The sequence below is a fragment of the Roseibium aggregatum genome, assembly GCF_014692675.1.
GTDB classification, from domain to species: Bacteria; Pseudomonadota; Alphaproteobacteria; order Rhizobiales; family Stappiaceae; genus Roseibium; species Roseibium aggregatum_C.
On sequence record NZ_JABFCZ010000003.1, the window covers coordinates 1 to 15,356 of the forward strand.

General features: G+C 61.7%; 15 protein-coding genes and 2 tRNA genes. 10 read left to right on the plus strand and 7 right to left on the minus strand.

Translation table 11 applies throughout. The features are described from left to right. Nucleotides 1-157 precede the first annotated feature (157 nt). Nucleotides 158-234, minus strand: a tRNA-Pro gene (locus HK439_RS02435). A gap of 354 nt (nt 235-588) precedes the next feature. On the opposite strand from HK439_RS02435, the gene HK439_RS02440 reads away from it, so the two are divergent. Together HK439_RS02440 and HK439_RS02445 are read left to right on the plus strand one after the other, a co-directional pair. Next, nucleotides 589-663, plus strand: a tRNA-Gln gene (locus HK439_RS02440). A gap of 29 nt (nt 664-692) precedes the next feature. Continuing rightward, complete coding sequence (locus HK439_RS02445) at nt 693-1,088, plus strand: SLC13 family permease (protein WP_328804087.1); 396 nt, start codon at nt 693-695, stop codon at nt 1,086-1,088. Between the two features lie 110 nt (nt 1,089-1,198). On the opposite strand, the gene HK439_RS02450 is transcribed toward HK439_RS02445, so the two are convergent. From HK439_RS02450 to HK439_RS02460, 3 genes are all read right to left on the minus strand, one after another. After that, on the minus strand, nt 1,199-1,681 hold the full coding sequence (locus tag HK439_RS02450; protein WP_190289786.1) for a PilZ domain-containing protein: 483 nt from the start codon (nt 1,679-1,681) through the stop codon (nt 1,199-1,201). Between the two features lie 224 nt (nt 1,682-1,905). After that, on the minus strand, nt 1,906-3,291 hold the full coding sequence (locus HK439_RS02455) for a multicopper oxidase family protein (protein WP_190289787.1): 1,386 nt from the start codon (nt 3,289-3,291) through the stop codon (nt 1,906-1,908). Nucleotides 3,292-3,349: 58 nt separating this feature from the next. After that, nucleotides 3,350-4,255 (minus strand): ROK family protein, encoded by a 906-nt coding sequence (locus HK439_RS02460; RefSeq protein ID WP_190289788.1) that lies wholly within the window; start codon nt 4,253-4,255, stop codon nt 3,350-3,352. Between the two features lie 59 nt (nt 4,256-4,314). Between HK439_RS02460 and nagA the strand changes: the two genes are divergently transcribed. The 4 genes from nagA (at nt 4,315) to cysN (ending at nt 9,387) form a co-directional block, all read left to right on the plus strand. After that, nucleotides 4,315-5,469 carry an N-acetylglucosamine-6-phosphate deacetylase gene (gene nagA / locus HK439_RS02465; protein WP_328804088.1) on the plus strand — a complete coding sequence of 385 codons (1,155 nt, stop codon included), beginning with the start codon at nt 4,315-4,317 and terminating at the stop codon, nt 5,467-5,469. A gap of 154 nt (nt 5,470-5,623) precedes the next feature. Further along, a complete protein-coding gene (cysQ, locus tag HK439_RS02470; RefSeq protein WP_328804089.1) occupies nt 5,624-6,490 on the plus strand; it encodes a 3'(2'),5'-bisphosphate nucleotidase CysQ in 867 nt (288 codons plus the stop codon). Between the two features lie 63 nt (nt 6,491-6,553). Beyond that, nucleotides 6,554-7,483 carry a sulfate adenylyltransferase subunit CysD gene (gene cysD, locus HK439_RS02475; protein ID WP_190289790.1) on the plus strand — a complete coding sequence of 310 codons (930 nt, stop codon included), beginning with the start codon at nt 6,554-6,556 and terminating at the stop codon, nt 7,481-7,483. Next, nucleotides 7,483-9,387, plus strand: coding sequence for a sulfate adenylyltransferase subunit CysN (gene cysN / locus HK439_RS02480; RefSeq protein WP_190289791.1), 1,905 nt, complete (start codon nt 7,483-7,485; stop codon nt 9,385-9,387). The genes cysD and cysN overlap by 1 nt, the downstream gene beginning before the upstream one ends. A 45-nt stretch (nt 9,388-9,432) precedes the next feature. Here the strand turns inward: cysN and HK439_RS02485 are convergent, their stop codons facing one another. Next, nucleotides 9,433-10,827, minus strand: a complete 1,395-nt coding sequence (locus tag HK439_RS02485) for a mannose-1-phosphate guanylyltransferase/mannose-6-phosphate isomerase (protein WP_190289792.1) — start codon at nt 10,825-10,827, stop codon at nt 9,433-9,435. Between the two features lie 242 nt (nt 10,828-11,069). Between HK439_RS02485 and HK439_RS02490 the strand changes: the two genes are divergently transcribed. Further along, nucleotides 11,070-12,080 carry an SDR family NAD(P)-dependent oxidoreductase gene (locus tag HK439_RS02490; protein WP_190289793.1) on the plus strand — a complete coding sequence of 337 codons (1,011 nt, stop codon included), beginning with the start codon at nt 11,070-11,072 and terminating at the stop codon, nt 12,078-12,080. A gap of 13 nt (nt 12,081-12,093) precedes the next feature. Here HK439_RS02490 and HK439_RS02495 read toward each other — a convergent pair whose 3' ends face one another. Next, entirely contained in the window at nt 12,094-12,564 is a 471-nt protein-coding gene (locus HK439_RS02495; RefSeq protein WP_190289794.1) for a YbaK/EbsC family protein, read from the minus strand. Nucleotides 12,565-12,784: 220 nt separating this feature from the next. Here HK439_RS02495 and HK439_RS02500 point away from each other — a divergent pair, with 220 nt between their 5' ends. Beyond that, nucleotides 12,785-12,946, plus strand: coding sequence for a hypothetical protein (locus tag HK439_RS02500; protein WP_190289795.1), 162 nt, complete (start codon nt 12,785-12,787; stop codon nt 12,944-12,946). Nucleotides 12,947-12,997: 51 nt separating this feature from the next. Here HK439_RS02500 and HK439_RS02505 read toward each other — a convergent pair whose 3' ends face one another. Continuing rightward, entirely contained in the window at nt 12,998-14,158 is a 1,161-nt protein-coding gene (locus HK439_RS02505; RefSeq protein ID WP_190289796.1) for an NAD(P)/FAD-dependent oxidoreductase, read from the minus strand. Between the two features lie 56 nt (nt 14,159-14,214). On the opposite strand from HK439_RS02505, the gene mnmD reads away from it, so the two are divergent. Together mnmD and HK439_RS02515 are read left to right on the plus strand one after the other, a co-directional pair. Further along, a complete protein-coding gene (gene mnmD / locus HK439_RS02510) occupies nt 14,215-14,952 on the plus strand; it encodes a tRNA (5-methylaminomethyl-2-thiouridine)(34)-methyltransferase MnmD (RefSeq protein ID WP_190289797.1) in 738 nt (245 codons plus the stop codon). 93 nt (nt 14,953-15,045) lie between these two features. After that, nucleotides 15,046-15,354, plus strand: coding sequence for an EthD family reductase (locus tag HK439_RS02515; protein WP_190289798.1), 309 nt, complete (start codon nt 15,046-15,048; stop codon nt 15,352-15,354). Nucleotides 15,355-15,356: the final 2 nt, after the last annotated feature.

Sequence of the window (15,356 nt, forward strand, 5' to 3'; positions counted from 1 at the left end):
AATTTGGCTGATCAGCTTCATGAGCTATGATCTGGGATACATCGACCTGGAGCAGAGAACACTACAGACAATCGACAACCCGTTCGGCACGAGGTTGTAACCCATGTCTCCGGTACAAACTGTTACCTATGTCTCCGGGTCGGACACCGGGGAGAAATGGTCGGAGTGAGAGGATTCGAACCTCCGACCCCCTCGTCCCGAACGAGGTGCGCTACCAGGCTGCGCTACACTCCGATCCAATATATTTCAGGTTTTTAAGGAAAACCCGACGGGAGCGGCGAAGTCTCCCCCGCCGATGTGGAGCGTCTATTAGCACCGTGTGCCGGTGCCCGCAAGGGGGTTGTGCAAGGGCAGGGCAGAAAAAATACATGCCGCCGATAAGCTCTTCAATTTGGAAAGGAATTGCCGAAAAAGACTGGAGGAGAGGGGAGCGCTTGAAGTCCCGGGCGCTGTGCCGTGTGAGGAAAATGCCTGCCAAAAGGGTATGGCGGAGCGCGTTGGGGAAAACTTTCAAAAACCCGCATTTCAGACGGCAGCCGCAGTCTTGCGCTCGCGCCTAAGCCCCGCTATACAGCGGCCTCACATTCTTGGGGTGTAGCCAAGCGGTAAGGCAGCGGTTTTTGGTACCGCCATGCGCAGGTTCGAATCCTGCCACCCCAGCCACCTTTTCTCCCCTCACATTGCCGCCTCGCGTGACATCGCAACCCCTCAGCTTTTCCCTGATCGTGGGCGCGCTGGCCGTCCCACTGGGCAGTCTGCCCCCGATACTGGCCCTTGCCGTGGTCTACTTCGTGACCTCGATCCTGACCGAAATCGTCACCAACAATGCCGTAGCTGTGATCATGACGGCGATTGCCGTCGGCGTTGCGACGCAACTCGGACTGGACCCGCGAGCCTTCGTGGTCGCGGTGATGTTTGGCGCCAGTGCCAGTTTCGCCACGCCGATCGGTTACCAGACCAACACGATGGTCTATAGCGCCGGAGGCTACCGTTTCGCCGATTTCCTTCGCCTCGGCTTGCCGATGAACCTTCTGTCGGGAGTGATCACGGTCCTGCTCGCACCGCTTATCTGGCCGTTGACGCCCTGATCATGGGCGCGTGGCGTAGGGATCGCGGTGGAGAGTGAGGGACGGAGGCGGTCGTGTGCGCCTGTCTTGTTCCTGGTTTGCCGCGGACTGGGAGGCCGACAGAAAGAGGATTACCGCTTGCCGAAGGTTCGTCCCTTGCCGCGGGCCCGGGACACCGATCCGGGAATGCCATCGTTACCGCTGGCGGCGGAAAAGCGCGATGCCATATCCTCGAGATCCGCGGTTTTCCTGAGGTTCGGCAGGGCCTGGTCCGACGGGCGCAGAACCTGGGTCCGTTCGAGCTTGATCGGCCGTTTTTCCGATACGAAATGCACGCCACAGGCCAGGCCGTCTTCCCAGCGCCGTTCACAGGTGACCTCGAACCCTTCCAGCTCGATACGCAGTTCGAATTCCTTCGGAATCAGATACGCTTGGTCGAATTCAAGGCGGGCGCCATGGGGCGAAATATTGCGAACGACGCAAGGGACGCTACGCAAACCTTCCTTGAACAGAACCTTCGCCTTCTTCAGAACGCGGGCCCTGTGTTCGCGCGGGACTTCGAGGTCCTCACGGTCCTCTCTTTCCACGTGGTTGGGTGTGTCTGTATCGTGCATCCGGCAAGTTCCTGACTGGCTTCCAGCCTCTCCACCTAATTTAACAGCTAAGCTATTGATATTCTCTGAACAAATATCGGTTGCAGTATCGGTAATTGTTGCAGTTAAACGTGTGGCGCAATGGGAATGGCGCCCTTTCGGAGTGGTCGAGGGCTGTTTTCAAGCGGAAACACGGCTCCGTGGACGGATTTTACCGGCCGGTTCCAGGCCGGCGGCACGCAGCCTCAGGCTTCCACGCGGATATAGCCGGTCAGTCCCGTTTTCTGATGTTCGATGACATGGCAATGGAACGCCCAGTTGCCCGGATTGTCCGCGACCAGGGCGACTTCCAGGGTTTCTTCCTTCAGCAGCAGAACCGTGTCGGTCACCAGCGGCGGCAGGGCGCGCTTGTTGGAACGCAACAGCCGGAACGAGTGCCCGTGCAGGTGAATGGGATGGGCGTTCGGGGACTCGTTCCTGAAGCGCAGGATATAGGATTTGCCCTGCTTCAGGACAGCGAGCGGATCGATCGGGCTGGGCACATCTCCCTTCCAGGCGACCCGGTTGATCGACCAGAACGTATAGCCGAGCGAGCCGCAGATGCTGGGCAACGGCGCATCTCCCTGGGGCGACCAGCCGAACACGAACTCGACGGTCTCGGCGTTGGCGAGATCGGCATCCGGCACCGGATTGGGCCGGAGCGGTTTCAGGTCTGCGAGGTTCCGTTTGGCGCTCGGCCCGGTCGGGCGGAAGGTCGCAAGGGTTTTCGGACCCTTTTGCGTTTGCAGGCTGAGGCTGACGGTCCGGTCTCCGGTGTCCGGAACCCGGAGCGCAATATCCGCCCGTTGTCCCGGAGCAATGATCAGATCCCTGGGTGCAAGCGGCTGGGGCAGGGGATTGGAATCGAGTGCGATCACCTGTGCGGAGCCGCCGGTCAGGTCATAGGTGCCGATGCGGGTCAGGTCCGTGACCGCCAGCCGCAGGCGCACGAGGCTTCCGGCGGGCAGCTCGTAAGTCGGCGCCATTTCCCAGTTCACGGTGGAAACGGTTCCGAGCGTGCCGCCGCGCGCCGCGTTGCGCGCCTTGAACAGTTTGATGAACTGGCCGTCGCCGCCGAGGCGGAAGTCGCGGATATTGAGCACGAGGTCCTGATCGAAGCCGGCGTCTTCGGCGTCTTCGACCACCAGTACGCCGGTCAGGCCCTTCGCCATTTGCGCTAGCGTGTTGCAATGGGGGTGATACCAGAAGGTCCCCGCGTCCGGCGGTTGAAGGGTGTAGCGGAAGCTTTCGCCCGGTTCGATCGGTTTCTGGGTCAGATAGGGAACGCCGTCCATCTCGTTGGCAACGCGCAGACCGTGCCAGTGAACGACCGTGGCTTCATTGAGATCGTTGACGACGTCGACGGTAAAGCGTTCGCCCTGGCGCATGCGCAGGATCGGCGGCGGCCCGCCCGCGCCGAAGCTCATCATGCCTTTGGTGACGGCGCCGGGCATGATGGAATGATCGAGGGCCGAGACCGGGAGCCTCAGATCCGCCGCGTTTGCCCGGGTTGCGGCAAACCCGCCGCCGGCAAAGGCCGTAGCGGTCGCAGCGCTGCCGATCATGAATTCGCGGCGGGACATACCCAACATGCAATCAGCCTTTCCGGTGCCGAAGAAACAAGACTATCAGGTTCAGGTTTTCTCGCAATCATCCGCCGAATGCAAGTCGTCCGGCGATCCCGGCGCCTACGAGGCCTCCATCTCCCGCATGTGCGCCGGGAACCACCAGCGGGTCGGTGTAGTCGGCAAGGGTCAGCTCCCGGGTCTTTTCGTCGATCAGCGCAATCAGCGCGGCCTCGTTCGACAGTCCGCCGCCGACGGGCACGATATCGGCGCCCGTCAGGTTGACGGCCATGGCAAGCGCGCGCGACAGCAGCGTGGCGTAAATCTCCACGGTTCGGCCCGTCTTCCGCTCGCCGTCCTGCCATCCGTCGGTGATGTCCCTGGCGGAGAGTGCTTCGTCGAACAGCGTCGCATGGATCCGCTTCAAGCCCCGGGCGGAGCCGGCCGCGTCGACGCAATTGGTCAGGCCGCAGCCGCATGGAAAGGGCGGGATCCCTTCGATCGTGCCGCCGGCCGTCGGGTCGATCACCGGTCCGTGGCCCCATTCGCCGGCAATCCCGCCGTGGCCGGTGACCAGCTTGCCGTCGATGACCAGTCCGCCGCCGACGCCGGAACCGAGAATGATCGCAAACACGTTCGCCTTGCCGCGGCCCGCGCCCTGAAGCGCTTCGGCAAGGGCGAAACAATCCGCGTCATTGGTAATCCTGACCGGGCGCTCGAGGGCGGCTGCGAGGTCTGCCTCGGCCCTGCGGCCGGTGAGTGAGGGAATGTTCGCGACCTTCGCCAATCCAGTGCGCCTGTCGTAGGCGCCGGCAAGAGACACCGAAACCGGCGCCTTTTCCGATCCCTTCAGGCAGGATGCGACGGCGGCCACGAACGCCGGCCAGTCCCCCGCGGGTGTCTTGATACGGGCTTCCTCAGCTATGGTGCCGTCTGGCTTCAGACGTCCATGCCGGATATAGGTACCACCGATGTCAAAACAGTCGATCATGGCATTCCTGAATCGCTTCCAGTTGCAGTTCAAAATGACCGCCTAAAGGAAACAGACCGGTGGCCACAGGCAAGGCTTATTTTTCCAGCGCGATTTTCGACGGTACGAACCTGCAAGAAGGCATGGCCCTGCTGGTGGAAGGCAGCCGTGTTGCCGGGCTTGTTCCCGGGGCAGAGGTTCCGCGCGATCATGAGAAGATCGACCTGGGAGACGGGATCCTGTCGCCGGGGCTGATCGATCTTCAGGTCAACGGCGGCGGCGGCCTGATGCTCGGTGAGATCGAAAGCCTTGAGGATCTGGCCGTGATCTGCCGGGCGCATGTCGGGCTCGGCACCACCGCGCTGTTGCCGACCCTGATTACCGACACGCCGGAGAACACCCTCAGGGTGCTGGAAATCGCCGGCATTGCAGCGCGGGAGAAGGTTCCCGGTTTCGCAGGCCTTCACCTGGAGGGACCGCATCTGGATCCGTCCAGAAAAGGCGCCCACGATGCCAGACTGATCCGCCCGATGGCGGCGCGGGACCTGGACGCCTATCTTGAGGCGGCCCGGGCAATGCCGAGCCTGATGATGACCGTTGCTCCCGAAGCCGTCAGCCGGGACCAGATCCGGTCCCTGACCGAGGCGGGCGTGATCGTCAGCCTGGGACACAGCAATGCCACCTACGATGCGGTTTATGCGTCCGTGGAGGCGGGAGCGACCTGTATCACCCATCTTTACAATGCGATGAGCCCGCTGGCGCACCGCGATCCGGGCATGGTCGGTGCTGCGCTCAACATCGGTCAGCTTCATGCGGGGCTGATTGCCGACGGCGTTCATGTGGATCCGGCGGCCGTTGAAATCGCCCTGCGCGCCAAGAAGGGACCGGGCGCAATCTTCCTCGTGACCGACGCCATGGCGGTCGCCGGAACCGGCCGGACCGAATTCTCGCTGGGCGGGCGCAGGATCCTGAGGGCGAACGGACGGCTGACCCTTGAGAACGGAACGCTTGCCGGGGCCGATATCACCTTGCCGGCAGCTCTGCGCTTCCTGCAGGAACAAGTGGGCGTTTCGCTGGAAACGGTGCTGAGGATGGCGACAAGCCTTCCTGCGGCCACGATCGGACGGCAGGACGAACTCGGTTGCCTGGTTTCCGGAGCGAGGGCCGACTTTGTCCAGTTTTCATCAGATGGGTCGGTACGGTCTGTTTGGCTTGGTGGTCTCAAACAACTATAGCGCGGTGAAGCACACGCTCTCGATGTTTTCGCAATTGCGCGAAATTGAGACTAAATTACCAAACAACCGATGTGCCGGAGAAATACCGTTTGTTTCCTGAAGACAGGGAGACCGGTAAAGTCCGCAATGTTCAGATGTGATGCAAGGAGCCGTGGTGACCCTCACCAAGTCAAATACCGTAGAGGCAACAGTTCAGCCGCTGCTCGCCCTGGCGATTGCCGCCGGAGCGAAGATTCTTGAGATTTATGCCGAACCGTTTGAATCGACTGAAAAGTCCGACGGATCTCCGGTGACGGCCGCGGATGCGGCTGCGGAAGAGGTCATACTGGCGGGTCTCGAACGGCTCTTTCCCGGAATTCCGGTTGTTGCGGAAGAGGCGGTCGAAGCCGGAAGCCTTCCCGCCGTTTCCGGACGGTATTTTCTGGTCGACCCTCTGGACGGAACCCGAGAATTCCTGAAGCGCAACGGCGAGTTCACGGTGAATATCGCTCTGATCGAGAACGGTGTCCCGGTTTTCGGCGTCGTGCTGGCGCCTGCCCTTGACGAGATCTACTGGGGCGGGGAACTGCCTGCGGATCTTGTCGGGGGAAAGCCGTCAGTTTCCGGTGCCTTTTCCGGAAAGATTTCGGGAGACGGAATAGCGGATGTGACACCGATAAAGGTCAGGGGCCGGCCGGCCGCCGGCCTGTCGGTTCTGGCCAGCCGGTCGCATCTGTCGGAAGAAACCGCCGCCCTGATCGACAGGCTCGACGTCGTCGAACGGCTGTCGGTCGGCTCCAGCCTGAAACTTTGCTGGGTGGCGGCAGGCAAGGCCGATCTTTATCCGCGGTTGTCGCCGACCATGCAGTGGGATATTGCGGCTGGAGATGCGGTTCTGCGGGCAGCCGGCGGCCATGTGCTTGAGGCGGAAAGCCTGAAGCCGCTCGCCTACACGGTGCCGGCGGGCGCCGAAAAAAGCGATCTTCTCAATCCGCACTTTATCGCTCTGAGCGAACCGGATCTGCTGGCGGCACTTGCCTGATCCGGACATTGAATTTACCGCCGGACGACGGGTCCGGCCTGACGAGTTGGGGTTTTAATACTCATGAACGTGACAGCAAACGGCTTGACGGCGCAGCGCTTGAGCAACTTGCGCCGGCTGGAGGCGGAAAGCATTCACATTATCCGTGAGGTCGCGGCGGAATTCCGCAATCCGGTGATGCTCTATTCCATCGGCAAGGATTCCGGCGTGATGCTGCATCTGGCGATGAAGGCGTTCTATCCGTCCAAGCCGCCTTTCCCGCTGCTCCATGTGGATACCACCTGGAAGTTCCGCGACATGATCACCTTCCGGGACGAAACCGCAAAGCGGCTCGGTCTCGACCTGATCGTCTATACCAATCCGGAAGGTGTGGCACAGGGGATCAATCCCTTCGACCACGGCTCTTCCGTCCATACCCACATCATGAAGACCGAAGCTCTGAAGCAGGCGCTGACCAAATACGGCTTCGATGCCGCCTTCGGCGGCGCGCGCCGGGACGAGGAAAAGTCCCGCGCAAAGGAACGGGTGTTCTCGTTCCGCAATTCCAGCCACGGCTGGGACCCGAAGAACCAGCGGCCGGAACTGTGGAACCTTTATAACGCTCGCGTGGCCAAGGGCGAGAGCATCCGCGCGTTTCCGCTCTCCAACTGGACCGAACTCGATATCTGGCAGTACATCCTGACCGAGAACATTCCGATGGTCCCGCTCTACAAGGCGGCGCGCCGACCCGTGGTGGAACGCGACGGCATGCTGATCATGGTCGATGACGAGCGCATGCCGCTTCTGCCGGGCGAGGTTGTCCAGGAGAAGATGGTGCGGTTCCGCACGCTCGGCTGCTATCCGCTGACCGGCGCGATTGAATCGGATGCCGATACCCTGCAGGCCATCGTCAAGGAAATGCTGATCGCCCGGACCTCGGAACGGTCCGGCCGCCTGATCGATCATGACGACTCGGCTTCCATGGAGAAGAAAAAGCGCGAGGGCTACTTCTGATGTCGATGAACGAACAGATCCTGGCCTCCGAAGAGGCGGTGACCGAATATATCCTTGCCCAGGAAGACAAGGACCAGCTGCGCTTCCTGACCTGCGGTTCGGTGGACGACGGCAAGTCGACCCTGATCGGCCGGCTTCTCTATGACACAAAGCTGATCTTCGAGGATCAGCTGGCGGCGCTCGAACGGGATTCGAAGAAGCACGGGACGGTCGGCGAGGAGATCGATCTGGCGCTTCTGGTCGACGGCCTGGAGGCCGAGCGCGAGCAGGGCATCACCATCGACGTCGCCTACCGGTTCTTTGCGACCGACAAGCGCAAGTTCATCGTCGCCGATACGCCGGGCCACGAACAATATACCCGAAACATGGCGACCGGCGCCTCGACCGCCGATCTGGCGGTGCTTCTGGTCGATGCGCGCAACGGCCTGATGGTGCAGACCCGGCGCCATGCGTTTATCGCCTCCCTGCTCGGCATCCGCCACGTGGTGCTTGCGGTCAACAAGATCGACCTGGTCGATTATTCCGAAACCCGGTTTGAGGAAATCCGGGCCGAATTCGAGAGCTTTGCCAACGGTTTCGATTTCGAAACCTTTGTCGCCATTCCCATGTCGGCGCGCTTCGGAGACAATGTCACCGCAAGAAGCGAGCGGATGGGCTGGTACAATGGTCCGACACTCCTGGAGCATCTGGAAACCGTCGATGTGGGAGAGCATGTGCTCGAGGCGCCGTTCCGCTTTCCCGTCCAGTGGGTGAACCGTCCCAACCTGGATTTCCGGGGCTATTCGGGCACGATAGCCAGCGGCAAGGTGGCCGTCGGCGACAGCGTTGTCGTGGCAGGGCCGGGCAAGACTTCGAAAGTCGCCAGGATCATCGCGCCTGAAGGGGACGTGAAAACCGCACGGGCCGAAGAGGCCGTGACCATCACGCTCGAGGACGAGATCGATATTTCCCGCGGGGATCAGCTGTGCGCCCCGGAGGCCCGTCCCGATGTGGCCGACCAGATGGCCGCTCACGTGATCTGGATGGCGGACGACGCCATGTTGCCGGGCCGGTCCTATCTGATGAAGATCGGCACCAAGACGGTGACGGCGACGGTGACGGAGATCAAGCACAAGATCAACGTCAATTCCTTCGAACATATTGCCGCGAAGAAGCTGGATCTCAACGAGATCGCCTTCTGCAATCTGGCGCTGAGCCAGGCCGTCGCCTTCGACCCTTATGAGGCGAACCGGTCGACCGGTTCCTTCATCCTGATCGACCGCATGACCAATGCGACGGTCGGCGCCGGCATGGTGTGGTTCGCGCTCCGGCGTGCGACCAACATCCATTGGCAGGCGCTGGAAGTGGACAAGGCGGCGCGTGCGGAAAGCCTCGGCCAGAAGCCGGCGGTTCTGTGGTTCACCGGCCTGTCCGGCTCCGGCAAGTCGACCATCGCCTCCATCGTGGAAAAGAAGCTCCACGCGGAAGGCAAGCAGACCTATACGCTCGACGGCGACAACATCCGCCACGGGCTGAACCGGGACCTTGGCTTCACCGACGCCGACCGGGTGGAAAACATCCGCCGCGTGGGCGAGGTGGCACGGCTGTTCGCCGATGCGGGCCTGATCACGCTGGTGTCGTTCATCTCGCCGTTCCGTTCCGAACGCGGCATGGCGCGGGAACTGCTGGACGAGGGCGAGTTTTTCGAGGTCTTTGTCGACACGCCGATCGAGGAGTGCAAGAAGCGCGATCCGAAGGGGCTCTACAAGAAGGCGGCTGCCGGCGAGATCAAGAATTTCACCGGCATCGACAGCCCCTATGAAGCGCCCGAGAATGCCGAGATCCACCTGCACAACGTCAATCGGGATCCCGAAGAGGTCGCCGACGAGGTGATCAGGTTCCTCAAGGACAAAGGCATCGCCTGAGGGCGGGATGCCACAGAAAAGGCCGGGCAAACAGCCCGACCTTTTCTATTGCTCGTCCGTATGCCGGATGATGTCGTCCTCGTCGAGGCAGGTTCCCGACTGAACCTCGATCATGCGCACCGGAATCTTGCCCCGGTTATAGAGCTTGTGCTTTGCGCCGAGCGGCACGTAGGCCGACTGGTTTTCCGATAGCAGCCGGACTTCGCCGTTGATGGTGATTTCGACGGTGCCGGAGACGACGATCCAGTGTTCGGCCCTGTGCAGGTGGCTTTGCAGGGTCAGGTTCTGGCCCGGCCGGATCATCATCGACTGAACCGAAAACCGGTCGCCGGAACTGATGCGCTCGGTGTATCCCCAGGGCTTGTAGGCGCGCGGATGAGCCTTGATCTCCCGCCGTCCTTCCGCTTCGAGTTGCTCGACGATCTTCTTCACGTCCTGGGCCTTGTCCTTGTGAGAGACAAGGACCGCATCCCGGGTCGCGATCACGAAGACGTCCTGGAGGCCGATGACCGAGACCAGGCCTTCGTCCGCATAGGCCAGGCAATTGTCCGAGTTCAGGAACCGGGTGTCGCCGAGGCCGCTGTTGCCGCGGGCATCCTTGTCCAGGACACCCCAGATTGCCGACCAGGAGCCGAGGTCGTCCCATTGCGGCGAGACGGGCACGCAGGAGACATTATTCGCCCGTTCCATGATCGCATAGTCGATCGAGATGTTCTCGATCCGGGAAAAGGTCTCTGCATCGAGCCGTGTGAAGTCGAGATCCCTTGTGCGCGTCGCCATGGCCTCGCGGATGGCCGCGAGCAGGTCCGGCTGATAGGTCTCAAAGGCTTCCAGCATCGCCTTGGCGGAATAAAGAAAGATGCCCGCATTCCAGACATAGTTTCCCGCGCTCAGGAATGTCTTCGCGGTTTCCAGGTCGGGCTTCTCGACAAAGGCCTCGACCTCCCGGACCGGGTCATCCCCGGTCATCAGCCGGATATAACCATAACCGGTGTTCGGTTCGGACGGTGTGATGCCGAAGGTCACGATCCGCCCGGCACGCGCGGCAGAGGCCGCGTTCTGAACCGCCTTGAGAAAAATGTCCTCCCGCCCGATCAGATGGTCGGAAGGCAGCAGCAGGACCAGCGCGTCCGGATCCTTTTCGGCTGCGATCATCGCGGCCATTGCGGCGGGGGCTGCGGTATTGCGCCCCATGGGTTCGAGCAGGATCGTGTCCGCTTCCACGCCGATTTCGGCCAGCTGTTCGCCCATCAGGAAGCGGTGATCGTTGTTGCCGATCACGATGGGCGAAGCGAACGCCTCGCCGCGCACTCTGTGACAGGTTTTCTGGAAAAGACTTTCGCCGTTGAATATGGGCAGGAACTGCTTCGGCCGGTCCTTGCGCGACAGGGGCCAGAGGCGAGATCCGATACCGCCGGAGAGAATGCAGGGAAAAATCATTTGGAGACCTGGGGTTTCGAAGGCCACATGAAACAGCAGCTATATATTAAGTTTTCCTGCTCCATACAGTAGCGGCCGAAGGCTGGCAAAAGGTAAAGGGCATTTCATCGGGATGGAAGCGGCCCGGGCAAGTGTCGCATCGCCCTGAAAGAGCCGTCCGGGCAGCAGGGCATAATTGTGCCCTATGAAAGATTTTTATTGTTGGTCGACCGGTTTTCCCGGAGTTGCGAGAAAAAAGTTACATGAAAACAGTTCTGGTTACCGGGTCCGCCGGCTTCATCGGATATTTCCTGTGCACGCGTCTGCTTCAGGACGGTTTTCGGGTCATCGGGCTCGATGCGATGACCGATTATTACGATGTGTCGCTGAAGGAACGGCGCCATCAGATGCTTCTGCAGAACCAGCATTTCAAGGCGGTTTGCGCGCGGGTCGAGGACCCGGATGTACTGATGAACCTGTTTCGGGCCGAAACCCCGGACATCGTCATTCATCTGGCCGCACAGGCGGGCGTGAGGTATTCGATCGAGGAGCCGCGCTCCTATCTGCAAAGCAATATCTGCGGCACGTTCGAACTGCTGGAAGCCGCGCGCGCCCATCCGCCGCAACACATGCTGCTGGCGTCGACCTCATCGGCCTATGGCGCCAACACCCATATGCCCTACACGGAGACGGACAAGTCCGACCACCAGCTTTCCTTCTATGCCGCGACCAAGAAGGCGACGGAAAACATGGCGCATTCCTATGCGCATCTGTTCGACCTGCCGGTCACCATGTTCCGCTTCTTCACCGTTTATGGCCCCTGGGGCCGGCCCGACATGGCGCTGTTCAAGTTCACCAAGGCGATCCTCGAGGGCAGGCCGATCGACGTCTACAATTACGGCGACATGAAACGCGACTTCACCTATGTGGAGGATCTCGTTGAAGGCATAAGGCTGCTGATCGATGCGGTGCCCGTGCGTCCTGAAGACGGCATCGTGCCGGAAGGCGACAGCTTGTCGCCGGTCGCGCCCTGGCGGATCGTCAACATCGGCAATTCCGAGGCCGTTCAGCTCACCGAGTTCATTTCGGCAATCGAGGACGCGACCGGCCGCAAGGCGGAGCAGAACCTGATGCCGATGCAGGCCGGCGATGTCCCGGCAACCTGGGCCAATGCGGACCTGCTGCAGGCGCTCACCGGTTACCGGCCGAAAACCTCGGTGCGCGAGGGTGTGGCCCGCTTCGTCGAATGGTACCGGGATTACTACCGGGTCTGATCCGGGCGCCTGTTTACGCTGCCGGATCCTGACAGACGTCCACCCAGATGGCGTTGGTGATCTCGGCCATCTGCTCCGGGCTGATGCGCAAGGCCGCATTGGTCGCGCCGGCGGCCGGGATGACCTCGTCGAAATCCTTCAGCGACACGTCGCAGTAGACCTTCAGCGGGTTCGCCAGCCCGAACGGACAGACGCCGCCGACCGGATGGCCGGTGATGTCTTCCACCTCCGCAAGCCCCAGCATCTTGACCTTGCCGCCGAAGGCCGCCTTGGCCTTCTTGTTGTCGAGCCTTGCATCGCCGCGGGCGACCACCAGGAACACCTCGTCCTTGAGCCGGAACGACAGCGTCTTGGCGATCTGTGCCGGCTGTACCCCGTGGGCGGCGGCGGCCAGTTCCACGGTCGCGCTGCTTTCCGGCGTTTCCAGGATTTCAAGATCGGGTGCTGCTTCGGACAGGTGACGTCTTACGCTTTCAAGGCTCATCGGGGTTCCTGATCTGGGGTGAGGCGGGATACGCGGGGAGCGCCGATATGATCAAATTCCGGCACGCTCGACAACAATAAAGGGCCGGCCGAAGGAGGCCGGTCGATAAAGAAATACTAAATTTTAACTAATCGACTTAACCCAATCGAAAGTCAGATGCGCCACTTTCCTGCCTCAGGGGGCTGGCTAAAAGCCGGGAACAGTCGAGATGGTCAAGCCAATGACAGCAATGACGCTCCAGACGGAGAATGGGGTTCGTGCCCGACGCGGCAAACAGGGCTCCGGCCTGTCGTTTCTCGTCCTCAAGAACCTGCTCTTCTGGGGGTCGATCGGCCTGTCCTGTTACGGCATCTACCGCCTGATCGCCTATCTCGTCAGTTAGGCTTTCCTGGAATTTCTCCCGTAAATCTTCAGCGTGTCCGCAGCCGCTCGCTCAGGCGCAATCGGCGCGAAGGGCGTTGGCGCCGAAGTGGTTGTCCGGCCGGAAGCTTTCGGGCAGGGCAACGGCCGGTTCCGTTTCCGTGATGTCCGCCACCAGCGCATCGGCGGCCAGATGGGCGATCCCGAAGGAAATCTTGTAGCCGCCGGTGGCCGCATAAGTCCGCTCATGGCCCGGAAGCAGGCCCAGCAGCGGGTCGCGCTTGTGGCAGCGCGGCCGGATCCCCGCCCAGGAGCCGATCACCTTGCGCCGGGCAAGCGCCGGACAAAAGGCCCGGGCGCGCTCCGCCAGTTCTTCCGCCAGCGCTTCGTTCGGAACGACATCGGTAAAGTCCCGATCTGCCGTCGAGCCGACGGCGACCGTATGGTCGTCATGGGGAACCACGTAGAGCCCGTCGCAATAGACCGCGGGCATGGCCTCCAGACCGGAGCCTTCGATCAGGAGCGCCTGACCCTTTTCACCGGAGCCGACCTTCTCGCCGGTCATTTCCGAAATCCTGTCGAAGGCCGCATAGCCGTTTGCCAGCACCACCCGGTCGGCCGGGAGCGTGTCGCCGTTTGCAAGGCGCACTTCTTTTCGCGCCTCGTCATATCCGGCAAAGCCATTACCGATCAGGAGGTCTGCTTGCGCTTTCAACGGCCCGGTCAGTGACGCGGCGAGCGCATCCAGATAGGCCTGCGGCGCGACCCGGGCCGACAGGGTTTCGTAAACGACGCCGTAGGGCGCGGCTGACGGCGTCAGCCAGGTGGCGTGGGTGTTCGGGTCGTCAAGCTTGTAGGTGAAGCCGGTGTCGGCGCTCTGCCAGCGCGTCCGGCTTTCCTCCACCCTGAGCTTCTGGTGGATAAGCTTGTCTTCCGAAGTGATCGGCATCACCCGGCCGCAGCGCCGGTAACCGGTGGCGGATCCCGTTTCCGCCTCGAGCGCGCGGACATGGCCTTCAAGGGAGATGAGCGCCTGGAACTGGAACGCCTTCTTGTCGTTCCAGCGGGCCGGCATATGGGGCATCAGGGCCCCGAGCACGCCGCCGCTGGCGCCGGCTCCGATGCGCTCAGATTCGATCAGCGCCACCTTGAGCCCGGCCTTTGCGGCACTTCGGGCGACCGACAGACCGAAAATACCCCCGCCGATCACGGCAAGATCGTAACTGTTGGTCATGAGCCCCGCGCTCCCCTAAAACGTCTTTGAGATATTTTGACCAAGGTTCTAATCCCATGGGCGAGCCCACGCAAAAGAAAACGCCGGGACAAATCGTAGCCCCAAGCCTGGACTGGCTCGACGGCGAGGTGCCACGCGCCGAAGCCTTTGACGACACCTATTTCTCCCGCGCCGGCGGTCTGGAGGAAACCCGCCACGTGTTTCTGGCCGGCAACGGCCTGCCGGATCGCTGGCAGGGGCGGGAAAGCTTCACCATCGCCGAATTCGGCTTCGGCACCGGACTGAACTTCCTGACCACGCTGAAGGCGCTGAAAGCGCAACAGCCTCCGCCGCATCTGACCTTCATCTCCTTCGAGCTTTATCCGATGACCCGGGAACAGCTTGCCCGCGCTCTGGGCGTCTTTCCGGACCTGGCAGACGAGGCGGACGAGTTGACCGCTCAATGGCAGCCCGCGCCCGGCTGGTCGAAGCTGACGTTTGACGGCGCGGACCTCTGGCTCGGCATCGGCGATGCCCGCGACATGATCGCGGATCTTGCCCGGGCAGGCGAGGGTACCCCCTCCGGTCCCGTCGACGCCTGGTATTTCGACGGCTTCAGCCCGGCGAGGAACCCGGAACTGTGGGAAGAAGACCTGTTGAAGGCGGCTTTCGACGTCACCGCCGAGGACGGGACCTTCGCCACCTACACCGCCGCCGGCTGGGTCCGGCGCAATCTGGCAGGTGCAGGGTTCATAGTCGAAAAGCAAAAAGGCTTTGCCGGCAAGCGGGAGATGGTCGCGGGGCGGAAGGATTAGGTCTGCGCAGCCTTGGATATGGCTTGTGATTTGACCTGATCGCAGGCGGCCGCTTTAGTGAATTTTGTTTTCAGCCAGGCTTGGGAGGACGGCATGGCAATGACGCTGCAGGTACTTTATCCGGTCGGCCCGGACACCACCTTCGATTACGACTATTACGCCAACAAACATTTCCCGATCGTGCAGGAAGCCATGGGTGACTTCATCGCGTCGGTACATGTGGTCAAGGGACTGGCCGGCGGGCCGGGCACGGCGCCTGAATTTCACGCCATCGCCACCATGAATTTCGCCAGCAAGGAAGCCCTTGAAAGCGCCCTGAAGGCCTCCGGCCCGGCCCTGGCGGACATCCCCAACTTCACCAACGTCCAGCCGCAAATGCTGATCGGCGAGACGCTGGATTAGGG